Annotated in this window: 16 protein-coding genes, 1 tRNA gene and 1 pseudogene; 1 reads left to right on the plus strand and 17 read right to left on the minus strand. The window is 65.7% G+C overall.

The features are described 5' to 3' along the window. Nucleotides 1-22: 22 nt before the first annotated feature. Nucleotides 23-1,144 (minus strand): amidohydrolase family protein, encoded by a 1,122-nt coding sequence (locus ACOGI7_RS14335; RefSeq protein WP_419849436.1) that lies wholly within the window; start codon nt 1,142-1,144, stop codon nt 23-25. Between the two features lie 25 nt (nt 1,145-1,169). Between ACOGI7_RS14335 and ACOGI7_RS14340 the strand changes: the two genes are divergently transcribed. Beyond that, the gene (locus ACOGI7_RS14340) at nt 1,170-1,958 is read left to right on the plus strand and encodes a Gmad2 immunoglobulin-like domain-containing protein (protein ID WP_419849437.1); all 789 of its coding nucleotides are present in this window, start codon (nt 1,170-1,172) and stop codon (nt 1,956-1,958) included. A gap of 21 nt (nt 1,959-1,979) precedes the next feature. On the opposite strand, the gene ACOGI7_RS14345 is transcribed toward ACOGI7_RS14340, so the two are convergent. From ACOGI7_RS14345 to ACOGI7_RS14420, 16 genes and pseudogenes are all read right to left on the minus strand, one after another. Further along, a complete protein-coding gene (locus tag ACOGI7_RS14345; protein WP_419851538.1) occupies nt 1,980-2,174 on the minus strand; it encodes a hypothetical protein in 195 nt (64 codons plus the stop codon). A 150-nt stretch (nt 2,175-2,324) separates the two neighbouring features. Next, nucleotides 2,325-2,468 (minus strand): annotated as a pseudogene (locus ACOGI7_RS14350) (helix-turn-helix transcriptional regulator); the annotation flags it as partial. A 53-nt stretch (nt 2,469-2,521) separates the two neighbouring features. Then, a tRNA-Thr gene (locus ACOGI7_RS14355) sits at nt 2,522-2,594 on the minus strand. A gap of 21 nt (nt 2,595-2,615) precedes the next feature. After that, nucleotides 2,616-3,716 carry a hypothetical protein gene (locus ACOGI7_RS14360; protein ID WP_419849438.1) on the minus strand — a complete coding sequence of 367 codons (1,101 nt, stop codon included), beginning with the start codon at nt 3,714-3,716 and terminating at the stop codon, nt 2,616-2,618. Then, nucleotides 3,709-4,311, minus strand: coding sequence for a dTMP kinase (gene tmk / locus ACOGI7_RS14365; RefSeq protein WP_419849439.1), 603 nt, complete (start codon nt 4,309-4,311; stop codon nt 3,709-3,711). The genes ACOGI7_RS14360 and tmk overlap by 8 nt, the downstream gene beginning before the upstream one ends. Further along, complete coding sequence (locus ACOGI7_RS14370) at nt 4,308-5,678, minus strand: MFS transporter (protein ID WP_419849440.1); 1,371 nt, start codon at nt 5,676-5,678, stop codon at nt 4,308-4,310. The genes tmk and ACOGI7_RS14370 overlap by 4 nt, the downstream gene beginning before the upstream one ends. Nucleotides 5,679-5,703: 25 nt before the next feature. Further along, a complete protein-coding gene (gene topA, locus ACOGI7_RS14375) occupies nt 5,704-8,442 on the minus strand; it encodes a type I DNA topoisomerase (RefSeq protein WP_419849441.1) in 2,739 nt (912 codons plus the stop codon). Nucleotides 8,443-8,515: 73 nt separating this feature from the next. Beyond that, nucleotides 8,516-9,853 (minus strand): Na+/H+ antiporter NhaA, encoded by a 1,338-nt coding sequence (nhaA, locus tag ACOGI7_RS14380; protein WP_419849442.1) that lies wholly within the window; start codon nt 9,851-9,853, stop codon nt 8,516-8,518. Beyond that, the gene (locus ACOGI7_RS14385; RefSeq protein ID WP_419849443.1) at nt 9,846-10,295 is read right to left on the minus strand and encodes an ATP-binding protein; all 450 of its coding nucleotides are present in this window, start codon (nt 10,293-10,295) and stop codon (nt 9,846-9,848) included. Before ACOGI7_RS14385 ends, nhaA begins: the two co-directional genes overlap by 8 nt. Then, nucleotides 10,292-10,636: an STAS domain-containing protein gene (locus tag ACOGI7_RS14390; RefSeq protein WP_419849444.1), complete on the minus strand. Its 345-nt coding sequence runs from the start codon at nt 10,634-10,636 to the stop codon at nt 10,292-10,294. Before ACOGI7_RS14390 ends, ACOGI7_RS14385 begins: the two co-directional genes overlap by 4 nt. A 47-nt stretch (nt 10,637-10,683) precedes the next feature. After that, a complete protein-coding gene (locus ACOGI7_RS14395; protein ID WP_419849445.1) occupies nt 10,684-11,079 on the minus strand; it encodes a TadE family type IV pilus minor pilin in 396 nt (131 codons plus the stop codon). A gap of 3 nt (nt 11,080-11,082) precedes the next feature. Continuing rightward, nucleotides 11,083-11,289, minus strand: coding sequence for a DUF4244 domain-containing protein (locus tag ACOGI7_RS14400; RefSeq protein WP_419849446.1), 207 nt, complete (start codon nt 11,287-11,289; stop codon nt 11,083-11,085). A 49-nt stretch (nt 11,290-11,338) separates the two neighbouring features. Further along, a complete protein-coding gene (locus ACOGI7_RS14405; protein ID WP_419849447.1) occupies nt 11,339-12,043 on the minus strand; it encodes a type II secretion system F family protein in 705 nt (234 codons plus the stop codon). A 1-nt stretch (nt 12,044) separates the two neighbouring features. Then, nucleotides 12,045-12,815: a type II secretion system F family protein gene (locus ACOGI7_RS14410; RefSeq protein WP_419849448.1), complete on the minus strand. Its 771-nt coding sequence runs from the start codon at nt 12,813-12,815 to the stop codon at nt 12,045-12,047. After that, nucleotides 12,812-13,837: a CpaF family protein gene (locus tag ACOGI7_RS14415; protein ID WP_419849449.1), complete on the minus strand. Its 1,026-nt coding sequence runs from the start codon at nt 13,835-13,837 to the stop codon at nt 12,812-12,814. The genes ACOGI7_RS14410 and ACOGI7_RS14415 overlap by 4 nt, the downstream gene beginning before the upstream one ends. A gap of 3 nt (nt 13,838-13,840) precedes the next feature. After that, entirely contained in the window at nt 13,841-14,473 is a 633-nt protein-coding gene (locus ACOGI7_RS14420; RefSeq protein WP_419849450.1) for a hypothetical protein, read from the minus strand. Between the last annotated feature and the right edge of the window lie 57 nt (nt 14,474-14,530).

Here is a 14,530-nt window from a genome sequence, read left to right on the forward strand (position 1 = left end):
ACCGTTCTTGCGGATCTGTGGATCAGATGCCGATCTTGAATAGTCGGCGGGCGTTGGTCTCGGCGAATTTGCGGGCAACGTCCTCGGCCATAGGGGCGGTGGTGTGTTTGAGGGATTCCATGCTGTGGGGGAACAGTGTGGACTCGTGGGGGTAGTCGGACTCCCAGGTGATGTTGTCTTCGCCGATCGCGTCGAGGGCGGCAATGGCGGTGTCGTCGCGCAGCATGCACACCGTCATGTGCTCGGCGAAGGTCTCTCGAGGGGGGCGCTCAGCGGGAAGCTGCACCCGGAAGTTGTCGAACACTTGGCTGGACTGCTCCAGCAGGTAGGGAGCCCAGCCGGCGCCGCCTTCGGAGAAGGCGACCTGAATAGACCGATGGCGGTCCAAAATGCCGGAGAACAGCCAGTCGGAACAGGCAATCATGGAGTTGGCGCCCACGTAGGGCAGAACGAGGCACGGAGGGGCATCGTCGGACGACTTGATGAGTTTGGACGATGAGCCGATGTGCAGGCACACCACCAGGCCTGTCTCGTCCACCGCGGACCACAGCGGCTCCCAATGGTCGGTGAACACCGACGGCAGGCCCAGCGAGGTGGGATTCTCGGAGAAGGCCACCGCCCGGGCGCCCATGGCCGCGGTGCGCCGTACCTCCTCAGCAGCGGCGGCCGGATCCCACAGCGGCACCACAATCAGGGGGATGAGCCGCTGAGGGTCGGTGGCGCACCACTCCTCCAAAATGAAGTCGTTGTAGGCCCGCACGCACAGCGCGGCCAGATCGAAGTCGTGGCTGACCACGAACCGGTGGCCGGCGAATCGGCTGAAGTCGGGGAAGTTGACCTGGGCCCAGATGCCGTCGAGATCCATGTCGTCCAGGCGGGCTGAGGGGTCGTAACAGCCGGGGCGCATCTCGCTGAACCGGGCCACGCCCAGCGGGTCGTCGTCGTATCCCGGCAGGGTGCGGGTGTTGCCCCGCACCGTTTGGACCACCTGGTCTTCGTACAGCCACGCCTCGGTGCCGTTCTCCAACTCCACCACCCGGGGGCCGCGGTCGCGGTAGGCGGCGGGCAGCCGGCTCTGCCACAGGTGGGGCGGCTCGATGACGTGATCGTCAACAGAAATGGGCTTCACGTCGGAAGGGAGCATGGTCGCCTCAGGATAGTGTTCAAGCGTGATCCACCGGATGTGGGCTGCCCTGCTGCTAGTTGCACTCGTGATGGCGGGCTGCGGCGATGGCTCCGAAGAGCCTGAAGTTGCTGAAGTTCCTGTTGTTGAGACCGTGGACCTCGACACGGTCCCCACGGTCATGATCACGCCGACACCGATGGCTGCTTCCCCGACTGCCTCTCCGACTGCGCTCCCCACTGCCACTCCCATTCCCCTCCCGGCGTTGCTGGTGTGGCCCACTACCGCGCCGCCAGAGTGGCCCCAGACTCCTGATGAGGCAGCGAGGGCGTTCGCCCAACGTGTCGCCCGAGGGGATAGGGCGGCCGAGCCGCGCCCCACAGTGCAAGAAGGCACCACCGCCACCGCGGAGCTGCCCAGGCTGGCTGAAGACGGCAGCCCGTTTGGCCTGGCCTCGATCATCCATCTTCAGGAGGTTGAACTGGAAGACGGCACCACGGCCTGGGTAGTTCTCAGTGCTCGTTCACCGGACATCGTGGTCGATTCTCCCGCCGTCGGGGAAACGCTGGCCGGCGGCACGGTCGTGGTGGGAAAGGGCCAGGGCTTCGAGGGCACGATCGTGCTCCAAATCGAAGACCAGGACGGCCTCCTGGGAATGGCCTTTGCCCAAGGAGGGGCGCTGGGCGAAAACCTCCCCTTCGAGGCACCGCTGCCATTCAACCAGCGCCCAGCCTCAGGAGACGTGGCCGTCCTCGTCGCCTACACAACTTCAGCCGTCGACGGCAGCCTCTCCTCCCTCACCATGCTCCCCATGCGACTGGTAGACGCCTCGTAGGCGAGCCTTCATCGCATCCAGTCAGTCCTCAAATGACTCATAAGCCGCGGCGCGTTGTGCCGGAGAGAGCACTCCGGCAAACGGTGTGACCTGACGGAGATCCCGCCCGTGCTCGCTGGGGTCGAGCATTCGGGCAACGATTTGGTCAGTTGTCCCTTCGAGAATCCCCTCCCACTCATCAAGCAGCGTCGACGCGTGGGGGTTGAGTGATCGCATCCGAGAGATGTTGCGGCGAGCGATGCTAATGACCTCGTCTCCCCGTTTCCTCAATTCCTGGGAGATCGCGGTGTGGAGAGCCAGGCTTCTCGCTTGATCTCGCGTAAGCGGTGCCGTCACCAGCGGATAACAGGCGAACCCCACAGAACGAGCCATCCGCTCGACCGTGCGCCATGTCGGACTCTTCGCTCCAGCCTCATAGGCAGCCACTGTGGGCTGGGAGGTTCCAGATGCGTCAGCCAATTGGCGCTGAGTTAAGCCAACCACTGCACGGATTGATTGAACAGGGTTCATGGCATGAGTATATCCGAATAGATATACAAAGAAAGCACAGGTTAGCCCCGCAGAGCCCGAGAGGAGAATCGAACTCCTGACCTATTCATTACGAATGAATTGCTCTGCCGACTGAGCTACTCGGGCGCGGGGGTCAGGCTACCAGTCCTATTGCCGGGGGAGAGAGAGGAAAAGGGCTTGGAGGAGGAGGGGTTCGTTGGGGTTTCTGACTAGGCAGGCGTGGGTTTCGCGGATGCGGTTGATGGCGGCAACTGCGTCTTGGGTGTGGCGCTCATCGGCCATTTGTTGGCGATAGAAGGAGGCCAGGGTGGCCAGGCCGAAGCGCAGCTCGTCGGCTCGCAGGAGGCGCTGCTCCCGGCGGTGGCGGGCATCCATCTCGCGGCGTTGGCGGGCCTGGGTACCCACGTCGGCTTCTATGCGGGCCAAGTCGTCGGATTCGGCTCGCTGGCGAGCGGTCAGCGGTGCTTGAGCTTCATCGATGAGCGCCCGAAGCTCGTCTACCAGCGCCGACACGGTGGTCCCAGTGCCGTCCAAGCGGGCCGGCGCGGCGGTCCACGCCCGCCGACGGGCACCGAGACCGTCGTCGGTGGCCAGCAGCCGAGCCCGGCTCACGTCTCCTGCCGCCGCCACCACGATGTCATCCAGCCCCTCGGGGCTCACCCCCTCGCGCTCAAGAATGCGACGCACATCGTCGTCGGGTACCGGGTCGAACTCCACAGTGACGCAGCGAGAAGCCACGGTGATGTGATCGGGAGGGATCTCTTCGCTCAGCAGCACGATGACCGCGGTGGGGGGCGGCTCCTCGATGGTCTTGAGCAGGCTGGCCACTGCCTCGGGCTCGGCGGTGTGGAACCGGTCGCAGACGATTACTTTGAGGCGGCCTTCAACCGGTCTGCGGGATGCCTCGAAGATGATCTCGTCGGCCTCGGCCACCCTTAGGGTGCGGCCCTCAGGCTCGTGGATGGACACGTCGGGGTGGCGACCCGCTAGAGCCAAGCGGCGACCGCGAGAATCGTCACCGATCAGCGCGGCGGCAAAAGCCAAGGCGGCGGTGCGCTTGCCGGTGCCCCGGGGACCGCAGAACAGGTAGGCGTGGACTGGCTGGACGGACGCCGAGGCCAAGAGTTCGGCTACTCGGGGCTGTCCTTCCAACTCGGCCCAAACATCGTCAACCGCATCGTCGATACCGGGCAGCGAGCCACCCGGCGAATCGGATTGCCGCTCATCCAGGTTCAGCGAATCAGACACCGAGTCGATCCCGAACCGCGGCGTACACCGCCTCAGCTACTTCGTCGACCGGTCGACCTCCGTCGACCACCACCCACTGTTCGGGGTTCTGCTCCGCCAGGATCCGGAACCCGTCGAGCACTCGCTGGTGGAAATCGGCGTCCTCGGCTTCGATCCGGTCGCCGGGCGATGCCTGGCGCGACCGGGCCACCTCCTCGGACACCTCCAACAGCACGTTCAGGTCGCTATGGAGACCTCCCGTGGCGAAGAGCGACAGGGCCAGGACATCGTCCACCCCCAAACCGCGGCCGAAGCCCTGATAGGCCAGCGACGACCCGATGAACCGGTCGGTCACCACATGGGTGCCAGCATCCAGAGCCGGGCGGATCACCTCGGCAACGTGCTGGGCCCGGTCGGCGGCCATCAACAGAGCCTCGGCCCGAGACGACAGCGGCAACTCCGACGGATCCAACACCAGCGAGCGGATCTGAGCGCCCAAATCGGTGGCGCCGGGCTCAAACGTCAACCGGGCCCCCAGCCGTTCAGCCAGCAGCTTGGCCTGGGTGCTCTTGCCGACGGCCTCGCCGCCCTCGAAGGCAATCAACCGGCCGGTCATGTCTTGGCCCCGCGCCTAGAAATCAGGGTCAGGAAACCGGCGGCCACCATGATGAGGGCGGCCAGCCACAGCGTGAGGCGCACGCCGGGGATGATCACGTCGAAGCCGAAGATGTTCACATCTTTGTCGAAGAACTTGTCGGACAGGCCGTTGAGGAACAGGGCCAGCGCGGGGCCGACCAGCAGGGCAAGCAACACCGACGACCGGACCAGGGTGAAGAGCCCGGCAAACACCCGGACTCTCAGCTCCTCGGTGGCGCTCTCCTGTAGCAGGGTTATTCCCAAGACGTAGACCGTTCCGGCGCACACGCCGAGCCCGCCGACAAGCAGTGCTGATCCGATCAGGGTCCACATCGACGTAGCGACGAAGAGGCAGGCCCCGGCCCCGAACACTGCGGCTATGAAGGCCCGCTCTTTGTTCAGGCGGTTCTGACTGGCGGTCAATCCGGCAATTCCCAGAGCCACGCCTATCCCCAAAGCCACCATGAAGGTAAGGAATCCGTCACCGCCATCCACTTGAAGCACATCTTCGGCGAACACCGGACCCAGCGGAATGATCATGCCCCCGCCGATGAGCCCCACAGCCAGGGCGACGTTCACCGTCCGAACGGTGGGGTTCACGAAGATGAAGCTCCAGCCTTCCCGCAAGTCTTGAAAGACCTGTTCAGGCGCCCACACCCGGGCTGAGTCATCAGACTGGGCACCGGTTGTCTGAGGGCCCCGGGGCAGAGCGAGTCGAGAAATAATCGCCGCAGCCACTGCGAAGGTTGCGGCGTCGATGTAGAACGCAATCGACTCCTTGTCTATGCGCAGGAAATCGACCGCGCCGATGTCGTCAATGACTTCAGCTAAGCCGGCAAGGCCGAGGAAGATGCCCGCGGCAATCGGGAACGTGCCATAGGTGGCAACCAGCGAGAGGGAGTTGACTTCGGTCAGCTTTTCCCGGGGCACCAGATTGGGCACCGAGGCCTCTTTGGCCGGAGCCCACAGCAGGGCAAACCCCTCGAGAATCAGCGAAGCCAGCACGAGCTGCCAGACGAAATCCACAAACGGCAGCCAGAGCACAGTGACGGCCCGGCCCAGATCGCACACCACCATCGTCCGCTTGCGATCCCAGCGGTCCACCAGCACTCCGGCAGCCGAGCCGAAGACGACACCGGGCAGGAAGCGGGCGAGCATCACATACGCCACCGAGGCCTCTGGGGTTCCGCCGCCAACGCGGTTGGCGGTGATGAGAATGGCGGACAGGGCCAGCCAGTCGCCGCCCGAAGAGAAGATCTGGGCAATCCACAGTCTGAAGTACTGGGCGCTGCCGAAGATCCGGTCAACCCGGGCAGAAGCCACCGCAGAGGACTCGTCAAAAGCCATGCCGGGCCGCCTCCACCCGCTCAGGCTAGCTACTGGCCTGCGATCCCGACCGAGGCGGCGACTTTTTCTTTGCGGCCCCTGATTTGGCCGCGGTCTTCTTCTTGGCCGTGGACTTGCGACGAGCCGGGGGTTTGCCACCGCCAGCAGCAATCTTGTCGCGCCGTCTCTGGAGCAGCTCCGATGCCCGCTCCACGGTGAGGGTCTCCACCGAGTCGGCTTTGCCCAGCGAGGCGTTCACGTCACCGTCGGTCACGTAGGGGCCATAGCGGCCGTCTTTGACCAGCATCGGCATTTCGGTGGCCGGGTCGAGGCCCAGGTCCCGCAGGGGGGGCTTGGCCGTCTGACCCCGTCGGCGCCGGGGTTGGGCTAACAGCTCCAGGCACTGCTCCAGGGTGATGGTGAACAGCTGATCTTCGGAGTCGAGGCTCCGGTTCTCCTTGCCCTTGGTGACGTAGGGCCCATAGCGCCCGTTTTGAACCACGACCTCGGTGTCGTCGGCCGGATCGATGCCCACCACTCGGGGCAGCGACAGCACTTTGAGGGCGTCGTCGAGCGTGATCGTGTCCGGCTGCATGTCGGCCAGCAGAGATGCCCGCTTGGGCTTCTCCCCGCCGTTCTCGGCTTCCTCTCCGATCTGGACATAGGGGCCGAAACGGCCGGAGCGCACCACCACCGGCAAACCGGTCTCGGGGTCGTCGCCCAGGGTGCGGTCGCCGGAAGGAGCCAGGATGAACGCCAGCGCCCGATCCAGGGTCAACTCGTCGGGGGGCAGGTCGTCGGGAAGGCTGGCCCGGTCATCGCCGCGCTGCACATAGGGCCCATAGCGACCAACCCTGACCACCACCGGCTCCCCGTTCTCGTCCGCGCCGATGGGAATGGAGTTCACCGCCCGGGCGTCGATGTCGCCCAGACGATCGGACACCGCGGTGCGCAGCCCGTACTTGGCAACACCATGGGCAGAGGCGTCGTCGGGCTCTCCCTCGGCCGGGCCGAAGTAGAACCGGCTCAACCAGGGGATGGCCTCCCGGTCGCCGGAGGCAATGCCGTCGAGGTCGTCCTCCATGCGAGCGGTAAAGGCGTAGTCAACCAAGTTGGGGAAGTGCCGCTCCAACAGGGTGACCACCGAGAACGCCGTGAACGACGGAACCAGCGCCGACCCCTTCTTCCACACATAGCCCCGGTCGACGATGGTGTTCATGATGGCGGCATAGGTTGACGGACGGCCGACGCCCAACTCCTCCAGCCTCCGCACCAGCGATGCCTCGGTATAGCGGGCCGGGGGCTGGGTGGTGTGGCCGGAGGGAGACAACTCGTCGATGGACAGCGGGTCGCCGGCGGCCAGCGACGGCATGCGCCGCTCCGCCTCCTCCTGGTCGGCCTCCTCGTCGGTGCCCTCGGTGTACACCCGGCGAAAGCCCTCGTGGGTGATCACCGTTCCCGCCGCGGAGAAGGCGGCGTCTCGCCCGTCGTCGGTTGTCCCGCCGAGGTCGACATGGACGGTCTCGCCCACCCTGTCGGTCATCTGCGAGGCCACCGTTCGCTGCCATATCAGCTCGTAGACCTGGGCCTCCATCTGGGGCACTTCGGCCCTCACCTCATCTGGCGAGCGGAACTGGTCGCCCGAAGGACGGATGGCCTCGTGGGCCTCCTGGGCGTTCTTGACCTTCTTGGCGTATCGGCGGGGCTCATCAGGCAGGTAGGAGGTGCCGAAGCGCTCGGAGACCGCGGCGCGAGCCGCCCGCAAGGCGGCGTCCGACAAGGTGGTGCTGTCGGTGCGCATATAGGTGATGTAGCCCTTCTCATACAGCGACTGGGCCGCTCTCATGGCCATGGCCGCCGACAGGCGCAGCTTGCGTCCGGCCTCCTGCTGGAAGGTGGAGGTCATGAACGGTGCCGCGGGCCGGCGGCGGTAGGGCTTGACCTCTACGGCTCGCACGCTGATCTCAGCGTCGGCCAGCCCCCGGGCCAATCCGTGAGCCGTCGCCTCGTCGAGATGGACGGTGTCGGGACTGCGGAGTTGGCCGTCGCTGGCGAAGTCCTTGCCCACGGCCACCTTGGCCCCGTCCACCGCAGTGAGCGAGGCGCTGAAGGATGAGGGCTCACCGGGGTCGGGGTCGCCCTGAACCCGGAACACCGCATTCAAGCTCCAATAATCGGCCGCGGTGAAGGCCATGCGCTCGCGCTCGCGCTCGACCACGATGCGGGTGGCCACGCTCTGCACTCGGCCGGCCGAGAGGCGGGGCAGCACCTTCTTCCACAGCACGGGGGACACCTCATAGCCGTACAGTCGGTCGAGAAGCCGTCGGGCCTCTTGGGCGTCCACCAACCGGCGGTCCAGATCCCGGGGGGACTCAATGGCCGACCGTATGGCCGACGGGGTGATCTCGTGGAACACCATCCGCTTCACGCTGACGGCGGCCTTCGGGGACAGGACCTCAAGCAGGTGCCAGGCGATGGCCTCTCCCTCGCGGTCTTCGTCGGTGGCGAGGTAGAGCTCGTCGGCCTCTTTGAGCAGCTGCTTCAGCTTGCGGATCTGAGACTTCTTGTCGGAGGGCACCACATACAGCGGCTTGAAGTCGTTGTCGACGTCGATTCCCAGCCGAGACCACGACTCGCCCCGATACGCCTCGGGTACTTCGCTGGCGTTGCTGGGCAAGTCGCGGATGTGCCCGATGGAGGACTCCACCACGTATCCAGTCCCCAAATAGCCCGCGATGGTCTTGGCCTTGGCCGGGGACTCGACGATAACGAGGGCGTTGGGCACGGGGAGAAGGTAGGGGGTGAGAAGGAGTGGTTGTCAAACAGACCCTAAACCCAATCGGGCACAAGTCTGGGGATCAGGTCTTGTCTGCGTACTTCGGGCGGGACTCAGTACGGGACAAAATCCCCAGACCGACAACCGCGGCGATCAGCGATCCCACCAGAATGCCGATCCTGGACTCATCGGCGATGGAATCATCGGTGAAGGCCAAGCGGGAGATGAAGAGCGACACGGTGAAGCCGATGCCGGCCACCATGGCCAGCCCCACCATGTGTCTACCAGCCAGCGACTTGGGAATGGTGACCCACCCCAACCGGTGGGCGATCCATGAGAACAACGAGATGCCCGCGGTCTTGCCCACCACCAGCCCGATTACCACTCCCAGCGTCACCGGCGAGGTAACCGCATCGGAGAGCACTTCTCCAGAAAGCTCAACCCCGGCGGCAGACAGAGCGAAGATGGGGATGATGATGTAGCCGGAGATGGGATGAAGCAGCTCTTCAATCCGCAAGCTGACCGGCTGCGACTCCCGCATGTGGAACCCCACTCGGCGCACGTCGTCGAGGTGGACCTCGTTTTGCATCTGGAGCCAATTCGCCCAGCGGCGAGCCTCATCTTCAGACTGGAGGGGCTTGGCCGGCGTGACCAGGCCGAGGATCACCCCGGCAATGGTGGCGTGGACACCGGATTCATACACGGCCAGCCAGAAGGCCACCCCGATGACGAGGTACACCGGCAGATACCAAACATGGAGTCGGCGAAGAACGAGAATGCCCGCCAGCAGTATGGCGGCGGTGAGCAGCCAATTGCCCGATAGGTCGCTGGTGTAGAAGATGGCGATCACCAGAATCGCGCCGATGTCGTCCACGATGGCCAGGGTCAGCAGGAACACCTTCATCTGTCGAGAAATGCGATTGCCGAGCAGCGAAAGGACGCCGACGGCGAAGGCGATGTCGGTGGCCATGGGGATGCCCCAGCCGTCTTGGCCCGGGCCGCTGGGATTGAAGGCGAAGTAGACGAGGGCAGGCACCACCATGCCGCCGAGTGCGGCCACTGCGGGCAGTGCGGCAAAGCGGGGGTCCCGGAGCTGGCCGGTTACCATCTCCCGTTTGATCTCCAGCCCGATCACGAAGAAGAACACAGCCATGAGTCCGTCTTGGACGATGTGCTCGAGGTTCTCCGCAAAGTGGTAGTCGCCTACCGAGAACGACACGTAGGTGTTCCAGAAGTCGTTGTAGGAGTCCTGCCACGGCGAGTTGACCCAGACGAGGGCGACCACGGTGGCGATGAGCATGAGAACGCCGCCGGCGGCTTCGATGGCCGCGAAATGGAGAATGGGGCGGCCGATGAATCGAGCCAACCGACTCTGGCCACCTAGGAAGGTCAGATCGCTGAGAGGGTTCTTTTCAGCCATCGGAGTTGTTGGAGGTGAGATGGATGGCTAGAGAAACCTCGGTTCCATCGGGGCCGCTTTGAATCTCGACATCGTCGGAGAGCACCCGCATGAGATAGATGCCCAAACCCCGCTCGAAATTCAAGCGGCTGGGATCGTCGGGCTCGGGGAGCACCTGGACCTGTTCGGGATAGAAGCCAAAGCCCCGATCAGTGATATGGAACTCAAGCCGGTCGTCGGTGAGCGTGCAGCGAATGTGAATGGAATCGTCACGACAGGCTCGGGCATGGGCTTCAATGGCGTTGGTGGTGGCCTCGGAGACAGCCACCTTGAAGTCTTCGATGCGCTCCCGACTTAGGGTTGAGTCCATCTCCGCCGCCTCCACCACCAACGATCGAACCAGCGAAAGGTATTCGGGGCGAGCCGGAATCTCGAAGTCGAAGCGGGCCGGATCGGATGTCATGAGCCGGAGTCCTCAATGGCCGCCGAGACCGAGTCGAACACATCCAGGACGCGGTCGAGTCGAGTTAGCTCGATCAGATCGGCGAGCCGGGACCCCGCCATCACCAACCGAATATCTCCTCCGCCGCTCCGCACTCGCTTGGCCCCGCCCATGAGCACACCCAGCCCGGTGGAATCTATGAAGTCCACCCCGGAGAGGTCGATCACCACATTCTGAGCCCCGGCGCCGATCACCGCGAGCAGCCGTCGGCGGAACCGGGGGGCGGTGGCCATGTCGATCTCACCGGTGACCGTCAAGACTTCCCATCGCCCGCGAGAGGTTGCGGTGACACCGAATTCCACAAAGTCTCAGACTACTTGGACGCAGATTCCGTTTCTTGAAAGGCCAACTATTCCACCCGGACGGTCAACGTCTCTTGAATGGTCATTGCGGGAAACAGGCGGCCCACGAAGGGCACCGAGGGTTCGGGCCGATAGCGCACCCTCACCTGGAGAAGGCCGCCGGTCGTGCGGTTCCCCGCGGTGTCTACCGACAATTTCTCTGGGTCCAGCCCGGTGGCGATTGCCGCGGCGGTGGCCGCCTCGGTGGTGGGATCGACCGCCGCGGCTCGGGCTGCTTCGCGGGCCGCGTGGACCACCAAAATGTGATCGCGCACCAACAACCCCACCTGCACTAATACCAACATCACCACCATGATCAGCGGGAGTACCAGCGCGGTCTCCACCGCGGCCTGTCCCCGGTCGCGAGAAGTCGATCCCGCAACCGACCGGAACTGGTTGGTCACGGACTAGCTGACAAGGCCGGTGATGTGGCGGAATACGGCGTCGAGGAGGTTGGAGATGCGGTTGGTCTTGGTGACCCAGGACACGAGGAGCATGGCCACCGCGGCAGCCCCCAGAAGGATGAGGGCATACTCGGCGGTGGCCTGGCCGCGGTCGGATCGCCGGTGGGCCAGCTTTGAATTCAGGGTGATCAGCAATCGGAGCAGGATCATGGGGTGCACCTGTAGGGGATGGACGCGACGGGGGAAGAAGGAGGCCTGGTCATCGGCGCAAGACGGTCAGCGTCTCGGCGAGGACCGGGGCCAGAGTGAGGAGGATGAAGGCGGGCAGAATGCAGGCCACCAAGGGCAGCAGAAGCCGCAGAGGCAGTCGGCGGGCTTGCTCTTCAGCACGGCGACGGCGCAGCAGCCGGCTGTCGGCGGACAGCTGCTCCAGGGCGGGCTCCAACTCGGTGCCATAGCGGTCGCCGTCGACCAACACCCTGACCAATGGACGCACCGGCTCGCCCACAGTTTCGGGGAGCGGATCCAGCGCATCGGCAAGACGCATCCCGGTGTGAGTCCGCTGGACGGCCCCGGCCAGCCCGAGCCCCACGGGACCGTCGAGACGCTCCCCCACGGCGGCCACCGCCAGATGAACGTTGAGCCCCGAGGACACCGCCAAACGAAGCAGGTCGATGGCTTCGGGCAGCTCGTCGATGATCTCCGCCTGTTCCCGGCGATGCAGTTGGGCCCGTCGGCGGTGGGGGGTGATCCACATCAGCAACCCCATGGCCACCCCCAGCACCGGATGGAGGGCCAACGCCATGACCGCGGCCAGGGCGAGCCCGACGGCGGGAGCGGTAATCGGCGAGCGGGCCTGCGGCGGATGGGGAGTGGGAGTCCGGACTTGTCGGGGTCGCCGCTGCCAACCCCAGAGCACCACCACGGCGGTCCACAGCAGCCCCAGAACGATTGCGAGGGTCATCTCACTGGCGGGAATTGACGATTCGGCGCATCCACAGCCCGCCGATCACATCAAGGCCCAGTCCGCAGGCGAGAATCGCCAATCCGAGGCGGGTGGTGAACAAGAAGCCAGCCGAATGGTCGCCCACGCTGGCCGACAAGAGCATGAACCCGAGGGGCAAGGCAGCGATCATCATCGCGGACACCCGGGCCTGTGAGGTGAGCGAGCGCACCTCCAACTCGAGCGCGGCCCGGTCTCGCAAGGTGGCGGCCACGCCGTCGATGGCCCGAGCCCGGGCCCCGCCCGCGGTCGCAGCAAAGGCCATGGCGGCCGCGGCCAGGCCAGCGCCGCTGCCGGGCCGACTGCGGGCCCAACGGTCGAACACATCAGCGCTGCGAATCCCCCGACGAAGCTCCGCGGCCAGCGGCGCCACCTCATGGCACAGCGGCGGCGGCGTGCTGGAGGCGGCCTCCACCGCAGCAGGACCGAGCTGCAATCCAGTGCGAAGCCCCCGGGCAATGGCCTCCAGGAAACCGGGCAGCTGCGCCTCGATCACCCGGTCGCGGCGGTGGCGATTCGCCCTCAGCGCCATCAGCGCGATGGCGATGCCCGCGGCTGCACCCCCGCACGCGCCGACCACACCCGCTTGAACCGCGCCGAAACCGGCACCCAACAGGGCGGCTGCTCCCAATCCCCTCCCGATTTGGGACAAGGTCAGGTTCAAATCAGCCTGGGCAGCCATCGCTTGAATCCGCTTGGCCGCCGCGGCATGAACGGCGCGGGGCGCGCTCATTGATGAAGCCACCGGGGATCGGGGTCGGCAGCGCCGGGCACCCGAGCCTTGATTGCCGGCAGGCTGCGCAACTGGAACTCGTCGGCTATCTGACACAACCGAGGCTGGCTGCCGTCGTGGCGGTGTTCGGAGCGGTCGACCACTGCCAGCGAGGAGATGCGGCGCTGGCCCTGGGGGCGCCGAGCGACATGGACCACCATGTCCACCGCCGCGGTGATCTGCTCCCGCACAGCAACGAGGGGAACGGCCCCGCCATCGAGGAGCACCATCGTCTCCAGACGGCTGACGGCGTCGGCCGGGCTGTTGGCATGGCAAGTGGAGAGCGATCCCTCGTGGCCGGTGTTCATGGCTTGGAGCATGTCCAAGGCCTCTGCTCCTCGGACTTCGCCGACGATGATGCGGTCGGGCCTCATCCGCAGGGCATTGCGCACCAGTTGGCGGATGGTGACCGGGGCCACTCCGTCGGTGTCGACCGGCCGGGCTTCCAGGCGCACGACGTGATCGCTGGCCAGGGCCAACTCGGCGGCGTCCTCCACCGTCACCACCCGCTCGCCCGGCGAGATGGAAGCAGCCAGCGCGTTCAACAGGGTGGTCTTGCCCGCCCCGGCGCCACCCGACACCACCAGATTGCAGCGGGCGGCCACCGCCCACCGCAGGGCGGCCACCACACCGGGAGGGGCGAACTCCTCCAAGGGAACCGGACGGACAGAGAAGCGGCGGATGGTCACGTAGGGCCCGTCCACCGCCACGGGCGGCACAACTGCGTTGAGCCGGGAACCGTCGGGAAGTCGAGCGTCCACCATCGGAGAACTGCGGTCGATGCGACGGCCCAGCGGTGCCACCGTCTGCTCGATAAGCAGCTCGATGGTCTCGGTGTCCAGGATCGTGGAGGTGGCCTTCAAGCGTCCGCGACGCTCGATCCACACTGGCCCGGGACCGTTCACCATGATCTCCGACACCGACGGATCACTCAAGAAGGGCTCAATGGCCTCCTTGCCTCCCCCACCGGGACTCCAGGCCACCGCTCAGAGCTCCTCGGAGAGCCGGCCAAGGGCCTTGATCGCACCCCGGGGCACCCGCGTCCTCAACATCCCGGCATCCACTGCTCGAGCGATTTCGGGGTCGACGGCGACGGTGGCAAGCACCGGCGCACCAATGGCCCGCTCGCAATCGGATCGAGTCAGAGCCCGGCCCGCCTCAGCCACCAGCACTACACCGCTGGGCCGGACTGAGAGCGACACCGTGCGGCGCAAGGCCAGATAGCACGCCCTAGTGACCAGCACCGACCGGTCGGCTTCGGCGGCCAACCGCCAGCGAAGCTCATCGTCCGGACCGCAGTCGGACCCCTCCCCCTGGGTCCTCAGCACTCCCGCGTCCACCACCACGACAGCGCCGGAGCCCAGCCACTCCACCAGCTCGTCGGCCCTCCGTGCGCTCAGCGGGCCTCGGCCCCGGGGTAGCAGCGACAGATTGGGAGTCAGCTCCTCGAGCACCCGCTCCAGCGAGCAAGGGGCCAGATCGCTGCGAAGCCATTCCCCCAATCCCGACGACGTCTCGGCAGCGCCGAACACGGCGGGCAGATCACCGCAGAGGTCGACGAGCAGAACAGGCCGGTCGCGATCTTGGGCAGCATGTAGGCTGACGAGAGCCGCGATCACTGTCGTACCAGAACCCCCCTTGGTTGACCAACAGGTCACCAGCATGGAAACCTCCGC

Origin of the sequence: Candidatus Poriferisocius sp. (assembly GCF_965204145.1) — a bacterium.
Lineage (GTDB): Bacteria > Actinomycetota > Acidimicrobiia > Acidimicrobiales > Bin134 > Poriferisocius.

Excerpts from the sequence above, each read along its gene's own strand:
- ACOGI7_RS14385 (WP_419849443.1), bottom strand. The coding sequence starts at position 10,295 with ATGACATCCGATCCGGCCCGCTTCGACTTCGAGATTCCGGCTCGCCCC.
- ACOGI7_RS14405 (WP_419849447.1), bottom strand. The coding sequence starts at position 12,043 with ATGACCCTCGCAATCGTTCTGGGGCTGCTGTGGACCGCCGTGGTGGTG.
- ACOGI7_RS14335 (WP_419849436.1), bottom strand. The coding sequence starts at position 1,144 with ATGCTCCCTTCCGACGTGAAGCCCATTTCTGTTGACGATCACGTCATC.
- ACOGI7_RS14370 (WP_419849440.1), bottom strand. The coding sequence starts at position 5,678 with ATGGCTTTTGACGAGTCCTCTGCGGTGGCTTCTGCCCGGGTTGACCGG.
- tmk (WP_419849439.1), bottom strand. The coding sequence starts at position 4,311 with ATGACCGGCCGGTTGATTGCCTTCGAGGGCGGCGAGGCCGTCGGCAAG.
- nhaA (WP_419849442.1), bottom strand. The coding sequence starts at position 9,853 with ATGGCTGAAAAGAACCCTCTCAGCGATCTGACCTTCCTAGGTGGCCAG.
- ACOGI7_RS14345 (WP_419851538.1), bottom strand. The coding sequence starts at position 2,174 with ATGCGATCACTCAACCCCCACGCGTCGACGCTGCTTGATGAGTGGGAG.
- ACOGI7_RS14400 (WP_419849446.1), bottom strand. The coding sequence starts at position 11,289 with ATGATCCTGCTCCGATTGCTGATCACCCTGAATTCAAAGCTGGCCCAC.
- ACOGI7_RS14410 (WP_419849448.1), bottom strand. The coding sequence starts at position 12,815 with ATGAGCGCGCCCCGCGCCGTTCATGCCGCGGCGGCCAAGCGGATTCAA.